We start from the raw sequence: 15,939 nt of genomic DNA, 5'->3' as shown, positions 1-15,939 counted from the left end.
ATATCCTTTCTCTGTGATTTCAGATTACAGATATACTTCTCGGTATTTTTAATCAGGTCATCCTTAAACTGCACCTGACCGAATATTTTATCTTCAGACATGCCATAACCTGGTTCAAAAGAGCACAAAGTAAAGTTAGAAGAGTGGACATCCATTCCAATATATATTATCTTATTCATAACGACCTTCATTCAATGTATGTAGTAAATTCATTCAATGTATGCGGTAAATCCGTTTCTGTTTTATTAACGTCTACAGTTTACACGGTAAATCCACGTTTTGCATTCATTCGTGGAGGTCGTTTCATATTGTCTTTTATTATGGACATAAAACGGAGATCTGATATGGATGACAGCAGAGAATACGAAAACACTGTCAATAACGAAGAGCTGAAAAAAGAACCATCTTCCGGCAATAATGCTCCCGAATTATCCTCTGGAAACTCTGACGATGACGTCATAAACAGACTGTATACAGAATACTCAGACTACAACAAAGACAGGATTCCCTCCTTTGTGGATACCCCTGAATTTGAAAAATCAGCCGCAGACTTCTGCAGAATCAAACGACTGCTTTGCGCATGCATTGTCTCTCTTCTGGCTTTTCCGTTTTTCATGCCGCTTTATTTATACACACTCATATCCGCAGTCAAGGCTGATTACAGTGCTTTTTCATTTATGAAAAAACACAGAACATCTGCTCTGTATAAAGACATAAAAAAACTCGGAATCCTGCATTTATGCGAAATATGTCTGCTCATTTTCATGTTAGCCCTGATTGCTCATGGCTGTCTCAACATAGGGAGTTTTCATGCTCTGACTTTTTTGGCCGCCGGCACGCTGCTGATGGCTTCATGCTACGCAACCTGGCCTCTTGTCTTAAAAACATCTGAAAAATTCAGAAACAGGGAACCGGAAACTGTACAGAGCAATCCGCTTACCTGCAAACCAAAGTATGAAACATCCTTAGTCATTTTCGGAATAATTGTTCTGGTTTTAAATGTCTTCCTGGCAGCGTACTCCTATGATTTCTATGAAGGAATTGATTTCAATAACAGGCATCTGTCAAAGGTCGGTCCTATACTCAGGGAATACAGACAATGTATTATCGACCACGGCGGTCTGAACTACTTTGAAGAAGGAGAACCTGTACATTATACTGTCAGACGCGAATGCAGAAGTATTGAAAAATTCAAAACTGATGATAATCTGTCAGTTCATGTTTATTCTGATTATTTAAAAATTACCTTTTTTTTGCCAGAAACAAATTACAAGGCTCAAATCTTCTATCAGACGGTTAACGGAAAAAAATCACTTATATGGAAAGCATCTCCGGAATCTTCATGTGCAGAAAGATTAAACTGTCTGGCACCTGATCCAAATCTGCTTTAACATCACCGCTGAAAAGGGTTTTTATTATGGCTTACTGTAAAAAATGCGGTACCGTTCTGAAAAAGTATATTGAAATCTGTCCTCTGTGCGGTGCACCTACAGGTATGGAGAAAACTGATGATTACGGATTTTATGCAGGTAAGGCTCAACATAACGGAAGCGATGAAAACGCTGACTTTTCTGATTCTTCCGAGTACCGCAGCATGAATGCTCAGACCGGAAACGCAATTACAGACGAGGAGTCGACCTCTCTGGAACCGGGAAATCAGAACAAAGAACAAGACAGCGGAGCAGAACTGCCGGCAGTCATACAGGATGTTTACCAATCCGGACAGAATAAAAAACACAGGAAACCGGAATCAGACGGCAGAGCCTTTAATCCTGACGATATTTATTTTTACACCAGAACCGAACAATTCCAGAAAACAGTCAGAAAACACTCCGGACAGAAAAAAACTGTCTACCGCATACTGCTGGTAGGTCTTTTTATTTTTGCAGGTGCCGCAGTCTACACTGCCGTCTCCCTGTATGATTTTGACGTATACGGCTCCAGACTGGTTTTCCATAACATGCAGAATTTCAAGAAAAAGCCACTGTCAGATGTGGCGGAAACACTGCACCGGACCAGAAAATGTCTTTTGGACAGCGGAGCAATGAATTACTATGCTCCGAATACAAAGGTAAAAATCCCCCATCATTCCAGCTGTCACATGTCCAGAGAAAACCATAACGTGCAGATTAATGTTTCCAGCAGCGGAACCGTCACGGCTGTTTTCAGCTCTCCGGAAACAGACTACATTGTTGAACCGTTTTACGCGTCCGGTAAGGAAAATAAAATAGTATGGAAAGTATCACAAACATCAGCATGCATCGCCAGATACAGCTGTGATGACGTGGATCCGAATACTCTGTAGCCGAAATCAGAACTGCGTACCGGTACTTCCGGCAGACGAAATCAGTTCGGAAGCTCTTCGATCTGCGCCTCTGTTCTTAAGTTTTTCCAGCTTCTTCTGCTCTCTTCTTCTGGCAAAAAATGTCGAAATCATGGCACTGCATTCTTCTTCGAGAACCCCTGAAGTCACCTCTGGATGGTGATTATGTCTCGGATCCTGCAGAATGTTGAATACCGAAACATCTCCTCCCGTCTTGTAGTCACGGGCACCGTATATCACCCTGCCTATTCTGGCATGAATAATCGCTCCGGAACACATGATGCACGGCTCAAGAGTCACATACAGTCTGGTATCCGTAAGCCTGTAGTTGTCAAGCACACGCCCCGCTTCCCTGATGGCTGCAATCTCCGCATGAGCTGAAGGATCGTTTGCGGAAATCATTCTGTTGTGTCCGCGGGCAATAATACTGTTTCCGGCAACAATCACCGCCCCCACGGGAACTTCTCCGATATCCGCGGCAAGTTCCGCCTCTTTCATCGCTTCACGCATGAAATATTCATCCGAATGTTCCGTCACGTTTACCGGATTCTCATCAGCAGGTAAATTACCGTTGTCCGCCATTGTATGTTCCTCTGCATATAAAAAAACCGGTGCAAAGACATATATCCTTTCACCGGTCTGTTCCGATTGAATAAGATTACAGGGTTCCCTTGTAGTCAGGATCAAATTCACCCATTGCCGGCTTGTTCTGCTGCCAGTACGGAGAATATGAACGGAGTTCGCTGATGATTCCCGGAATCACTTCAATGACACGATCTATTTCAGCTTCCTTGGTAAAACGGCTTAAGCTGAATCTTACGGTACCGTGTGCAGAGGTAAACGGAATCTTCATGGCTCTCATAACATGAGAAGGTTCCAGAGAACCGCTGGTGCAGGCGCTGCCGCTGGTGGCGGCAATTCCGTACTCGTTAAGCTTGAGCAGAATACTTTCACCTTCAACATATTCAAAAGCGATATTGAGGGTGTTTGCGGTTCTGTTTTCCACGTCACCGGTAACAAAGCAGTTTGGAACGGCCTTGAGAATGCCGTACTGCAGGCGGTCTCTCAATTCCTTAACGGTATCGTTCATCATAGGAAGATGCATTTTTGCAAGTTCACAGGCAACACCGAGACCTACGATATACGGAGCATTTTCGGTACCTGCCCTGCGGCCGCGTTCCTGATGACCGCCGTGCATGAAGGAACGGAATCTGGTACCGCGACGGAGATAAAGCACGCCCACGCCCTTTGGAGCATGAATCTTATGACCGCTGAAACTCAGCATGTCGATTTTGGTGCGCTTCAGATCAATATCAATCTTGCCTGCCGCCTGTACGCCGTCGGTGTGGAACTGAGCCCCCACTTCCTTGGCCATTTCAGCCATCTGTTCAACCGGGAAGATTGTACCGGTTTCATTGTTTGCCCACATTACGGAAACAATGGCGGTCTTGTCTGACAGAAGTCTGCGGTATTCGTCAAGATCCAGACGGCCTCTGCCGTCAACACCGAGATAATGAACCTTGTAGCCTTTCTTTTCAAGAGTTGCACAGGTGTCAAGAATGGCAGGATGCTCAACCGCAGTGGTAATCACCTCCCTGCGGTCCGGACTGGCGTTGAGGGCGCTCCATAATGCAGTATTGTCTGATTCAGTGGCACAGGAGGTGAAAATAATCTCATCGTCATGTTCGGCTCCCAGAAATTCAGCAACCTGATGTCTTGCCTTGTCGATGGCATGACGTACAGGCTCACCGAACTCGTGCATGGAGCTTGGATTGCCATAATATTCGGTAAAGAATGGAATCATGGCGTTATAAACCAGAGGATCGGTCTTTGTAGTGGCGTTGTTGTCTAAATAAATTCCCTGAGTCATAGTATCTGTCCTGCCTCTTTTAGTGATGAGATGGAGTACCTACGTTAACAACCTGAATGTATTCACCGATGGCTTCCATAATCTGCTGCTGAATCCATGACAGTGTCATATCGGTCATCATACAGCCGGTGCAGGCACCAGAGAGTTCAACTTCAACACGATCAGCGGTAACACGCTTGAGAACCACGCTGCCGCCGTCCTGAGCCAGAGCAGGCTTCATTCTTTCGATAATGTCCACCACAGTCTGATAGAAAGGAACAGCTTCGTTTTCAGGAACATTTTCATCTGCAGGAGCAGTCTGAACGGTAATTTCCTTTTCTTCTTCTGTCTGAGAGGCTCTGTTGGCATGTTCACACTGTCCCTTGTAGTATGCGTCACCTGCCATTTCATCAAGAGTCTTCTTAATGATTTCCTCAATCTTTTCAATACATGAACCGCATGCGCCGCCAGCCTTGGTATAGTTGGTAACATCCTGAACGGTGCTCAGATTGTTTTCCTTGATAGCTCTGACAATCTTGGCTTCATCGATACCGAAGCATTTGCAGACAAGAGGAGAATCCTCGTGGTCATGAACATATTCTTCACCCTTGTACTGAGCAACCGCTGCTTCAAGGGCTTCACGCCCCATTACGGAACAGTGCATTTTTTCGGCAGGAAGACCATCCAGATAATCGGCAACATCCTGATTGGTAATCTTAAGAGCCTCATCAATGGTCTTGCCGATAATCATTTCAGTAAGAGCTGAAGATGAAGCAATGGCACTGCCGCAGCCGAAAGTCTGGAAGCCTGCGTCTTCAATAACGTCAGTTTCCGGATTAACCTTAAGCATCAGACGGAGAGCATCACCGCATGAAATGGAACCAACGTCGCCAATCGCATTCGCATTTTCAACAACCTTGGCATTTCTCGGATGGAAGAAGTGATCTTTTACCTTCTCTGAATAATCCCACATAAATAAATCTGCCTCTCTTAATTAAAAATTTCACAAAGTACGGTTCCGAGGAACATCCGTATGCAGTGAATACACCGAAACACGCAGTCGTGGTACTTTGGAAAATTAAAAACCGTTCTTTCTCTAAACGCCTGAAATTATAAATCATTAATCACACTTTTATCTGATTTTTTTTATCACCAAGATAAAAATTATCATTTGACGAAAAAAAGATTTTTCCAGACGATGTATTTTTCGTTTTTGAATACGCGATCTTTTACCGGAATCTTTATTTATGCTATAGTTTCCGTTCACTTAATGAAGAAGGCGTCTGTCATGTCGTCCGGAATATCATGAGAAAAAAACAGTGTATTTTCATCTCTGTTTTTTTTCTGATTCACAGCATACATGATTGATGATTCTTTAACTGTTTATCTAATCAAACGGAACAAGACACCATGCTGAATGCCCGGGAAATCGAAATCATAACCAACGGATACCTGCATCTGCAGTCAAGAGTCATTTACACCGCCTATCTCTCCACCTATTCGGAGAACGGGGAAATCGTTCTGGACTACGTCATGGCTCTCAACAGCATTACCATAATCAGTCAGAACGGCGGTTACGCGTACCGTCCGAATGCCGAGGAAATCAACGGTTACATTCTTGAGCTTATTCGCTTCGGTCTGCTTGAACCTCTTGAAAGGCCGGCATCGGTCGTCAGCGGTCAGGTACCGTATTACAGCGGAATCCGCTGCCGTCTTCCCGCAAGATTTGCAGGAAGATCCGAGGAAACCTCATTCCGTCTCTACCCCATGCATGAAGACTGGCAGCCGTCGTCCCAGTTTGCTGAGCAGGCTCAATTCAGCGGGCTTTCAGACATTTCCTTCAACCTGACGGAACTCAATGAATTCGTAAGCTACTGGATTACCACCAGAGCGGTAAAGGATGATCCCCACTGGAATCTGGCATTCATAAATTTTCTGAAAAGAAAGAGACACGAAATCTGATTCCGCACGGAACGTTTTTTTGCCGTACCGGCTCATGTCATCTGTAGTTAATCAGCACCGTTTCTGTTATAATTGTCACGTTTTTGAACAATGGAAGTATTCTGATTATGCATGACAATATATTCGCGGCTCCCCGTGACCGTATCGGTGATTTTTCTTTTGATGATACTGTGGCAAACGTGTTTCCCGACATGATCAGGAGATCGGTTCCCGGGTATTCGAATATTGTCAGTGCCATCGGCATGTTCACTGCGAAATTTTCCCGTCCCGACACCAAGCTCTATGACCTGGGATGCAGTCTCGGCGCCTGCAGCATTGAAATGAACAGATACGCAGCCGAAGGCTGTGAAGTCATCGGCATCGACAATTCGGAAGCAATGGTAAGCCGTGCCAGAGAAATAGTAAAAGGCTATAAAGGCAACGGAAAAGTGAACATAATTGCCGGAGACATCACCGATTTCGAATTCGAACCGTCATCAGTCGTGGTGCTAAACTTTGTGCTTCAGTTCATCGCTCCGGAAAAACGCGATGCTCTCATGAAAAAGATTGCCGATTCCCTGGTTCCAGGCGGAATCCTCGTACTCAGTGAAAAATTCAAGTTTGCGGATGAAACCATACAGAACACCCTCTTCGACCTGCATCTTGATTTCAAAAAGGCCAACGGATACTCGGATCTTGAAATCAGTCAGAAGAGAACATCTCTTGAAAACGTGCTGATTTCCGATGAAGTTCCGACTCATATCGCCCGTCTTAAAAACTGCGGTTTTTCACACGCGTCGGTATGGTATCAGTGCTTTAATTTCGGCTCGATAATAGCCATAAAGTAAATTTGCAAAAGCAAAAAAAATCTGTTTACCAAAGCACGGCAAAACATTAAACTACGCATCAAATATTATCCGATGCACTTTATGGAGTATTTCTGATGTTTACCCCCTTCAATACCTTTCTGGAAACAATCGCTGGAGACCGGCAGCTCAGCCGCTGGCTCACCAGACTGCCGGCAGATCTGGAAGCTTTTCTGAAATCAGCCGAAGGGCAGGAATTCCGCAGATACGAAAAAATTCTGGAACGTACCAGATCACTGCATGCCGATACCCTGAACCTCAATCAGCCGTACGTGTCATTCGGCAGAGGAGAAGACATCACTCCCGGACAGCACCAGATGCTCAGGGCTCTCTACAGAGAAATGATGCCCTGGCGCAAGGGACCGTACGAATTTTTCGGAGAAAAGGCGGAATCAGAATGGCGCAGCTTCATGAAGTGGGATCGCCTGATTAAAGGAATCACTCCGCTTGCCGGCCGAAAAATCCTTGATGTCGGCTGCGGCAACGGTTACCACATGTGGCGTATGCTCGGCGAGGGAGCCGAAAGAGTAGTGGGTATTGACCCATGCGCTCTGTTCACAGCCCAGTTTGAACTGTTTAAACGCACAGTTCCTGAAGACATTCAGAAGAAGATTCATCTGCTTCCCCTGGGTATTGAACAGCTGCCTCAGCTTGAAGCGTTCGACACGGTTTTTTCAATGGGAGTGCTGTACCACAGACGCAGTGCCGTTGACCATCTGATGCAGCTTCAGAGCCAGCTGGTACCCGGCGGTGAACTGGTTCTTGAGACCATGGTTATCGAGGGAGACGAGCAGACTGTTCTCATTCCGAAAGACCGTTATGCCAAAATGCCGAACATCTGGTATATACCATCGATCTCATCCTTGGAAAATTTATTGAATAGATGCGGATATATTAATGTAAAATTAATAGACGTATGCATGACAACCACTGAAGAACAGCGCCGTACGGAATTAATGATTACGGAGTCTCTGGAGGATTTTCTGGATCCGCAGGATCACACCAGGACCATTGAAGGTTATCAGGCACCTACAAGAGCCGTATTTACAGCCCAGAAAAAAGGTAGATAAGCTATGTTCAGACATACAAAGAAATTATGCTCAGCCATTACACTGATACTTATGACAGTTACCGGCTGTCAGATGGCAAACGACACATCCGGCAGCACCACTCTCAATGCCATCAATGAACTGAGAGATCAGCAGGCAACACTGATTCCGGAGCTTGCCTCAATCAAAGAAGAACTTGCTGACCTCAAGGCTTCAAGAACAGCCGAAATGGCCGCTCTCAATGAAAAAATCGAATCCGCGCACAGCAACAGAAAAGAACTTGCGGAAATCAACAGCAACCTGAATTCCCTGCGCACCACCATCAACAGTAAAATGAACAGTCAGGTAGAATCTCCGAAGGAAGTCAAAACCATGAATGCCGACAGTACAAAATTATCAGACGGAAAGATGATCTTCGGTGAAGTTGAATGGATTTACATCGGTGAAGCCGATGCCTCACTTGAAGGCCGTATCGATACCGGTGCTGCCGTATCTTCAATCAGTGCCGTTGATGTTGAAAAGTTTGAAAGAGACGGCAAGACCTGGTACCGCTTCGGTATTCCTCTTACCGAAGACAATACCATCACCGTTGAAGCTCCATGGGTACGCAACACTCAGATTAAACAGGCCTCAACCAACGGTAACATTGAAGACAGACCTGTGGTAAAGCTTACCGTCAAGGTTGATTCCTACACCGGAAAGGCGGAATTCTCCTTAAAGAACAGAACCAGTATGGCCTACCCTATCCTTATCGGCCGTGAATTCATCAAGGATATTGCCGTAGTCGATGTTTCAAGACATCACGTACAGAAGAGAATTGAGGCAAACACGGTATTCACAAACTACAAGGATACCACCAAGAAGAATCTGGTTAAGAAAGACAGCAAAAAAGAAGAAATTCCGGCAAAGCCGGCCGACAGTCAGAATGTTCAGACTGCGGGCAACGGAGCCAAACCGGCCAAATAACAAATAATGAGTTTACAAATCTGAAGGTAACCGGTTTGCCTTCAGATTGTTTCTTTTATAGCAGCGGAATCATAAAAGTCACGTTTAAGGAAAACGTCATACAGAAGTGATTCCTTGATGTTTTAGTATAAAAAAATTCAGGACATGCAATTATGATGAGTCGTGGAGTGTACTACCTTGTTATAGCCTTCCTTCTAATTACGGGTATAAGTTTAATGTGCTATCAGCACTTTACCTTCTCGGTGCCGTGGCTTCCCGGGAAAAAGAACATTGCCTGGGACATTGAAGCAAAGATTACCTTCCAGGCAAATAAGGAAAATCTTCCTGTAAGAGTTTCCTTTGCCATCCCGACACAGCAGCCAGGCTACAAGGTTGTGAATGAAACCACCGCCAGTCCGGACTACGGTCTCAACTACAAGGAAATTAACGGTCAGCAGCGTGCCGAATGGAGCAAGAGACTTGCTTCAGGCAACCAGACTCTTTACTACCGTGTTGAAGTTCTCGCCGATGAAGCATTCAAGAACACCCTGATGACGGTACCTGAAGTTGCTGAAATACTTGAACCTGAACCATACTATTCCGCACTGATGCAGATTAAGGATGCGGCCTACTCACGCAGCGTGGATCCGTTCACCCTCACCAACGAGATATTCAAGGAACTGCACAATCAGGATCAGAACGCCAAGCTTCTGCTGAACAAGTTCAAGAAAGCTGACATCATCGTAAAGATCCTGAATCTTGCCGGCATTCCAGCACAGCAGGTTACCGCCATCAAGCTTGAAGACGGCAGAAGAAATCAGAAGCTTCTCACCTACATCGCCGTATTCAACGAAAACAATGAATACCATATCTTTGACCCTACCGCTGAAACCATGGGTATCGGCAAGGACGTATTCATCTGGAATAACAACAACAGTTCCACCATCGACGTTACCGGCGGTGACAATTCAAACGTAAGCTTCTCCATCGTACGTAACTTCATCAGCGATCAGAAGGCTTTCGATCTCAAGCGTAATGCCACCACCTCTCAGGGCAAGGATTACGTAGACCTTTCCGTAAACACTCTTCCTATCGAAGAAAGAGCCGTGTTCAAGAGCGTACTGCTTATACCTATCGGCGTACTCATTGTGGTATTCCTGCGTATAATCGTCGGCCTCAAGACCTCCGGTACCTTCATGCCTGTACTGATTGCCATGTCATTCCTGCAGACCAATCTGTCTGTAGGTCTCATCGGCTTCCTTGCAATTGTGGGCATCGGTCTGATTATCCGTTCATGGCTGTCACACCTAAACCTGCTGCTGGTGGCGAGAATATCAACGGTAATCATAGCGGTTATCGGTATTATCGGTATTCTGAGCTTCATCACCTACAAGGTTGGTATCTCTGACGGTATCAAGATTACCTTCTTCCCTATGATTATTCTTTCATGGACCATCGAAAGAATGTCAATTCTGTGGGAGGAAGAAGGTCCACGTGAAGTTATGAAACAGGGCTCCGGCTCACTGTTGGTTGCTGTTCTGGCCTACCTTGCCATGAATAGCGCCATCGTTCAGCACGTCACCTTCAATTTCCTCGGTCTCCAGCTGGTTATACTGGCCGCCGTACTGCTCATGGGTAACTACACCGGCTACCGTCTGAGCGAATTAAAGCGTTTCAAGCCGCTTGCCGAACAGATTAACTCACCTACCGGTCAGAAGCTTGAAGCTGACAGACTCAGACAGGAAATCAAAGAGCTGAAAAAGGATCTGTAATATGAATCTGTGGCCTTTTAAAAAATACTGCTCTCCATTTACCCTGGGGCGACTGGGGATAATGGGCATGAACCAGCGTAATGTAAACTACATCGGACGCTATAACGAAAGAGCTCTGTATCCTCTGGTGGACAATAAACTACTGACCAAGGAACTGGCTCTTAAGAACAAGGTTTCCACCACCAATCTGATTGGCTCAATCAAGCATCAGTACGATGTGGAAAACTTCATTAAAATAGTTAAGGATCGCGACGGCTTCTGCATCAAACCGGCACACGGTTCCGGCGGTAAAGGAATTCTGGTTATCACCAAAACCGATGAAAAAGCCTTCTACAAGCCTAACGGACAGGCTCTGACCGCCATGGATATCGAAAGACACATATCCAATATTCTTGCCGGTCTGTTCTCTCTCGGCGGAAAGCAGGACTTTGCGCTGATTGAAGATCTGATAAATTTTGATGACGTGTTCGCCGATTACAGCTATGAAGGTGTACCTGATGTCCGCGTAATCGTATTCCAGGGATATCCCGTAATGAGTATGATGCGTCTGTCTACCGCAGCTTCGGACGGCAAGGCAAACCTGCATCAGGGAGCTGTGGGCGTAGGCATCTGTCTGCGTTCAGGCAAAGCAGTGAGAGCAGTGCAGTTCAACAATCCGATTGAAAAGCACCCTGACACCGGTGCCCTGCTGGCAAATCTTCAGGTACCGCAGTGGGAAAGCGTACTCAATCTGGCATCAAGCTGCTATGACATGTCCAGACTCGGTTATATCGGTACCGATATAGTTCTCGACAAGAAGAGAGGTCCGCTGCTTCTGGAATTAAACGCACGTCCGGGCATGGCCATTCAGACAGCCAACGGTGCCGGTCTGCTTCCTAGACTTCATTTTGTGGAAGCCTTTATCGAAAAGCACGGTTACCTTCCGCCTGAGGAAAGAGTAAAAGTATCTCAGGAACACTTCGGTGTTCATGCGGTTTAACCGAAAGACATTGCACCCAAAAGCCCGTTATCATACAGATATCGGGCTTTTTTAGGCTCAATGAACCGTGATTATGGTAAAACAGGACGCATTGACCGCATGAACGTACCAGTTCCTGCCGACCGTTCGCATGAAGCATCTGGGCTGAGAATTTCAGTTCTGCACCACGCCATGACATCAGCGTCCGTAATGCCGGTATTTTTTCTGATTCTGCTTATTCCGAGAATCTTTCAATGTTCTCAGTCACAGAAACAGCGTCTCCTGTTTAATCTAGATATGCAGTGATATGGTTACGGGGCCGTCATTTTCAAGACGAATCTTCATATCGGCTGAAAATTCCCCGGTCTGCACCCCGGGCTTTACACTTCTGGCATACGCAACAAGTTCGTCATACATCTGTCTGGCCTCCTGCGGCGGCATGGCAGGATCGAAGCTCGGTCTGTTTCCACGATCGGTATTAGCGGCCAGAGTAAACTGGGATACCAGCATGAGATTACCACCGGCTTCATTGACGTTCAGATTCATCTTACCTTCAGAATCACTGAAAATGCGGTATTTAAGAATTCTATCGAGCATTCTGCGGGACTTTTCAGCCGTATCCCCCTTTTCAAAGGCAATAAAGGCAAGAACACCGTTTTTCATGGAAGCGATACAGCTGCCGTCAACCGTAATATCAGCGAAATTCACTCTCTGCAGCAGGGCTATCATGTTTATAAATCTCTCCATATAAAAAAATACCACACCCGGAGGTGTGGTACATTTCACCAAAATATTAACAGTATGTCAATATTACTGAATTACAGAGCAGCCTTAGCCTTTTCTACAAGAACAGTAAAGGTTGACTTATCGTTAACAGCGATGTTGGCGAGGATCTTACGATCTAATTCGATAGATGCCTTCTTTAAGCCACATACAAACTTGCTGTATGATAAACCGTTTACGCGAGCAGCAGCGTTAATACGAACGATCCATAACTGACGGAACTGACGCTTCTTCTGACGACGGTCACGATAAGCATACTGACCAGCCTTGGTTACAGCCTGTACGGCAACACGGTAAACACGTGAACGAGCACCGTAATAACCCTTGGCAGCCTTTAAAACCTTCTTATGACGTGCATGAGCGGTAACACCGCGCTTTACTCTTGCCATTTCCTAACTACTCCTCTGTTATGCGTAAGGTAATAAATTAACGATATTACGAAGATCTGACTTATGAATCATAGTCATAGCACGTAAATGACGTTTACGCTTAGTAGACTTCTTGGTCAGGATGTGACGAAGATTACAGTGCTTACGCTTGAAGCCGTTAGCGGTCTTCTTAAAACGCTTATGAGCACCCTTATCAGTTTTCATTTTTGGCATAATAAAAAAACTCCACATTGGAATATTAAAAACACATAATACGGGAGGCGTACATCAGTACAGCACTTTGGTTAACTTCCCCGGATTACTACCTTTTTTTCGGTGATAACACCATGACAGCCTGGCGACCTTCCATCTTAGAGGCAGATTCAACCACAGCAAGGTCTCTGTCGACACAAAGTTCTTTTTCAATACGCTTCATTACGTCGAGACCGATGTCCTGGTGAGCAATTTCACGACCGCGGTAACGCATGGTTACCTTAGCCTTGTCACCGTCTTCCAGGAAACGTATCAGGTTGCGAAGTTTTACCTGATAGTCGCCTTCGTCAGTTGCAGGACGGAATTTAATTTCCTTAACCTGCACCTGCTTTTGCTTTTTCTTTTGCTCTTTCTGAGCCTTACTCTTTTCGTAAAGGAATTTACCGTAGTCCATTATACGACATACAGGCGGTTCTGCATTCGGACTGATTTCTACTAAATCAACACCTGCCTCAGTAGCCTTGTTTAAAGCTTCTGAAGAACTCATTATACCTAAAGCTTCACCATCGAGACCGATTAATCTTACTTCACGGTATCTAATTTCACCATTTATTCTGGTTTTATTAGCGGCCTGTTTGCCGGTTTTCTTAACGTTATTAATGGTATTACTCCTCTGCGCTATCAATTCCGCGGCTAATGATATCCTTTTTGATTAAAGAAATCAAGTCAGAAATTGAATAACTACCTAAATCTTCACCCTTTCTGGTTCTTACTGATACAGTACCGTTTTCAACTTCCTTGGCACCGCATACCAGCATGTAAGGAACCTTCATTAAAGTATGTTCTCTTACCTTGAAACCAACCTTTTCGTTTCTGAGATCAGACTTCACGCGGATTCCGGCTTCATCGAGCATATCGGTAACCTTGGCAACATAATCAGCCTGAGCATCGGTAATACCCATAACAACAGCCTGAACAGGAGCCAGCCAGGTTGGGAAGGCACCGGCATATTCTTCAGTAAGAATACCGATAAAGCGTTCCATAGAACCGAGGATTGCTCTGTGAATCATAATAGGATTGTGCTTTTCATTGTCTTCACCGATATAGGTGGCTTCAAGTCTCTGAGGGAGGAAGAAGTCCAGCTGTACGGTACCGCACTGCCAGTCACGACCCAGACAGTCATGAAGAGTGAATTCAATCTTAGGACCGTAGAAAGCACCTTCACCAGGCTGGTATTCGAAAGCGATGCCGTTTTCGTCAAGAGCCTTGGCAAGATCGTGTTCAGCCTTGTCCCATAACGCATCGTCGCCGATACGCTTTTCAGGTCTAGTTGAAAGCTTAACATCGATGTTCTTGAATCCGAATGAACCGTAAACATCATAAACGAACTTGATACAGTTACTAACTTCAGACATTACCTGATCTTCAGTACAGAACAGATGTGCGTCGTCCTGAGTAAAGCCTCTTACACGCATCATGCCGTGTAAAGAACCTGACGGTTCGTTACGATGGCACTGACCGAATTCAGCCATTCTGATTGGCAGATCGCGGTATGAGTGCAGACGCTGATTGAAAATCTGGATGTGTGCAGGACAGTTCATAGGCTTAACAGCATAATCTCTGTTTTCAGAACTGGTGGTGAACATTGCTTCTGAGTACTTTGCCCAGTGACCTGAACGTTCCCAGAGCACACGGTCCATCATGAATGGAGTCTTAACTTCAATATACTTGTACTTGTGGAGCTTTTCACGCATAAAGTTTTCGAGAGTACGATAGATGGTCCATCCGTCGTTGTGCCAGAAAATCATGCCTGGAGCTTCCTGCTGCATGTGATAAAGGTCGAGCTGAGGACCAATCTTGCGGTGGTCGCGCTTTGCAGCTTCTTCAAGTCTCTTAAGGTATGCGTCAAGAGCCTTCTTGTCAGCCCATGCGGTACCGTAAATTCTCTGAAGCATCTTGTTCTTTGCATCACCGCGCCAGTATGCACCTGCAGACTTGGTGATCTTGAAGAATTTGCAGAAACGCATGTTAGGAACATGAGGACCGCGACACATATCAATGTATTCAAGATGATGATAGAGAGCAGGATGATCATCGTGAGAGATGTTTTCCTCAAGGATAAGCTGCTTGTACGGCTCGTTTCTTTCGCCGAAAACTTCATGAGCCTTATCCCATGTTACTCTTTCCTTGATTACGTCATATTCGGTCTTTGCAAGTTCATGCATTCTTTCATCAAGCTTTGCAAGATCTTCTTCTGTAAGGGTGTGGTCGAGATCAACGTCATAATAGAAACCGTTGTCGATTACAGGACCGATGGCCATCTTTGTTTCAGGCCAGAGCTGCTTGATGGCATGACCGAGAAGGTGAGCACATGAGTGTCTGATGATCTCAACACCTTCCTGATCCTTTGGAGTGATGATGCTTAAGGTAGCATCTTCGGAAATGAGTTCACAGGCATCAACAAGTTCCCCGTTAACTTTACCAGCAACACAGACTTTGGCTAAACCAGGGCCAATACTCTGAGCAACATCATAAACTGAAACAGGGTTTTCAAAATTTTTAATACTTCCGTCCGGAAGAGTAATAGCAGGCATTATCCTAACCTCTTCTGTACTGATACAAACCAAGTATCATGTACGCAATAAATACAACATCTTTAATAAACACCTGAAAGGACGCCGGCCGCACGGTCGGTTCATCCGGTGTTTGCATAAAAAGTCCCGTCTGATGCAGATGCTTACAAAAACACCCGACAATCAAACCTGTATAATATAATTACACACATGGATTTTTGCAAGTGTTTTAATGCCTTAAATCAGGCTTTGCATACGCTTTTTCATACTCATTTACCTGCACTCGCCTTAATCAGGCA

Annotated in this window: 17 protein-coding genes; 8 read left to right on the top strand and 9 right to left on the bottom strand. The window is 45.2% G+C overall.

The window, feature by feature from the left end:
- Positions 1–344 precede the first annotated feature (344 nt).
- Complete coding sequence (locus tag T489_RS0107350) at positions 345–1,391, top strand: hypothetical protein (protein WP_031579414.1); 1,047 nt, start codon at positions 345–347, stop codon at positions 1,389–1,391.
- Between the two features lie 26 nt (positions 1,392–1,417).
- Positions 1,418–2,305, top strand: a complete 888-nt coding sequence (locus tag T489_RS0107345) for a hypothetical protein (RefSeq protein WP_031579413.1) — start codon at positions 1,418–1,420, stop codon at positions 2,303–2,305.
- Between the two features lie 6 nt (positions 2,306–2,311).
- Here the strand turns inward: T489_RS0107345 and tadA are convergent, their stop codons facing one another.
- From tadA to nifU, 3 genes are all read right to left on the bottom strand, one after another.
- A complete protein-coding gene (tadA, locus tag T489_RS0107340) occupies positions 2,312–2,905 on the bottom strand; it encodes a tRNA adenosine(34) deaminase TadA (protein ID WP_198020437.1) in 594 nt (197 codons plus the stop codon).
- 76 nt (positions 2,906–2,981) lie between these two features.
- The gene (gene nifS, locus T489_RS0107335) at positions 2,982–4,193 is read right to left on the bottom strand and encodes a cysteine desulfurase NifS (RefSeq protein WP_037319167.1); all 1,212 of its coding nucleotides are present in this window, start codon (positions 4,191–4,193) and stop codon (positions 2,982–2,984) included.
- Between the two features lie 19 nt (positions 4,194–4,212).
- Entirely contained in the window at positions 4,213–5,145 is a 933-nt protein-coding gene (nifU, locus tag T489_RS0107330) for a Fe-S cluster assembly protein NifU (protein WP_031579410.1), read from the bottom strand.
- A 437-nt stretch (positions 5,146–5,582) separates the two neighbouring features.
- On the opposite strand from nifU, the gene T489_RS0107320 reads away from it, so the two are divergent.
- The 6 genes from T489_RS0107320 (at position 5,583) to T489_RS0107295 (ending at position 11,724) form a co-directional block, all read left to right on the top strand.
- Positions 5,583–6,134, top strand: a complete 552-nt coding sequence (locus tag T489_RS0107320) for a DnaT-like ssDNA-binding domain-containing protein (RefSeq protein WP_031579409.1) — start codon at positions 5,583–5,585, stop codon at positions 6,132–6,134.
- A 107-nt stretch (positions 6,135–6,241) separates the two neighbouring features.
- Entirely contained in the window at positions 6,242–6,961 is a 720-nt protein-coding gene (gene cmoA, locus T489_RS0107315) for a carboxy-S-adenosyl-L-methionine synthase CmoA (protein WP_031579408.1), read from the top strand.
- Between the two features lie 95 nt (positions 6,962–7,056).
- Positions 7,057–8,049, top strand: coding sequence for a tRNA 5-methoxyuridine(34)/uridine 5-oxyacetic acid(34) synthase CmoB (gene cmoB / locus T489_RS0107310; protein ID WP_031579407.1), 993 nt, complete (start codon positions 7,057–7,059; stop codon positions 8,047–8,049).
- Positions 8,050–8,052: 3 nt separating this feature from the next.
- A complete protein-coding gene (locus T489_RS14275) occupies positions 8,053–8,994 on the top strand; it encodes an ATP-dependent zinc protease family protein (RefSeq protein ID WP_051621882.1) in 942 nt (313 codons plus the stop codon).
- Positions 8,995–9,146: 152 nt separating this feature from the next.
- Positions 9,147–10,745: an inactive transglutaminase family protein gene (locus T489_RS0107300; RefSeq protein ID WP_037319162.1), complete on the top strand. Its 1,599-nt coding sequence runs from the start codon at positions 9,147–9,149 to the stop codon at positions 10,743–10,745.
- Between the two features lie 7 nt (positions 10,746–10,752).
- A complete protein-coding gene (locus T489_RS0107295; RefSeq protein ID WP_031579404.1) occupies positions 10,753–11,724 on the top strand; it encodes an alpha-L-glutamate ligase-like protein in 972 nt (323 codons plus the stop codon).
- 71 nt (positions 11,725–11,795) lie between these two features.
- Here T489_RS0107295 and T489_RS15740 read toward each other — a convergent pair whose 3' ends face one another.
- The 6 genes from T489_RS15740 to thrS form a co-directional block, all read right to left on the bottom strand.
- Positions 11,796–11,942 carry a hypothetical protein gene (locus T489_RS15740; protein ID WP_369791973.1) on the bottom strand — a complete coding sequence of 49 codons (147 nt, stop codon included), beginning with the start codon at positions 11,940–11,942 and terminating at the stop codon, positions 11,796–11,798.
- A gap of 52 nt (positions 11,943–11,994) precedes the next feature.
- The gene (gene dtd / locus T489_RS0107285) at positions 11,995–12,450 is read right to left on the bottom strand and encodes a D-aminoacyl-tRNA deacylase (protein ID WP_232218296.1); all 456 of its coding nucleotides are present in this window, start codon (positions 12,448–12,450) and stop codon (positions 11,995–11,997) included.
- 71 nt (positions 12,451–12,521) lie between these two features.
- The gene (gene rplT, locus T489_RS0107280; RefSeq protein ID WP_031579401.1) at positions 12,522–12,875 is read right to left on the bottom strand and encodes a 50S ribosomal protein L20; all 354 of its coding nucleotides are present in this window, start codon (positions 12,873–12,875) and stop codon (positions 12,522–12,524) included.
- Between the two features lie 18 nt (positions 12,876–12,893).
- The gene (rpmI, locus tag T489_RS0107275) at positions 12,894–13,088 is read right to left on the bottom strand and encodes a 50S ribosomal protein L35 (RefSeq protein WP_031579400.1); all 195 of its coding nucleotides are present in this window, start codon (positions 13,086–13,088) and stop codon (positions 12,894–12,896) included.
- 88 nt (positions 13,089–13,176) lie between these two features.
- A complete protein-coding gene (gene infC / locus T489_RS0107270) occupies positions 13,177–13,728 on the bottom strand; it encodes a translation initiation factor IF-3 (protein ID WP_031579399.1) in 552 nt (183 codons plus the stop codon).
- A 4-nt stretch (positions 13,729–13,732) separates the two neighbouring features.
- On the bottom strand, positions 13,733–15,661 hold the full coding sequence (gene thrS / locus T489_RS0107265; RefSeq protein ID WP_031579398.1) for a threonine--tRNA ligase: 1,929 nt from the start codon (positions 15,659–15,661) through the stop codon (positions 13,733–13,735).
- Between the last annotated feature and the right edge of the window lie 278 nt (positions 15,662–15,939).

The sequence above is a fragment of the Ruminobacter sp. RM87 genome (assembly GCF_000701925.1).
Classification (GTDB): Bacteria; Pseudomonadota; Gammaproteobacteria; order Enterobacterales; family Succinivibrionaceae; genus Ruminobacter; species Ruminobacter amylophilus.
The sequence above is the reverse complement of the archived record's forward strand: the minus strand, read 5'-3'. Positions and strand labels throughout refer to the sequence as shown.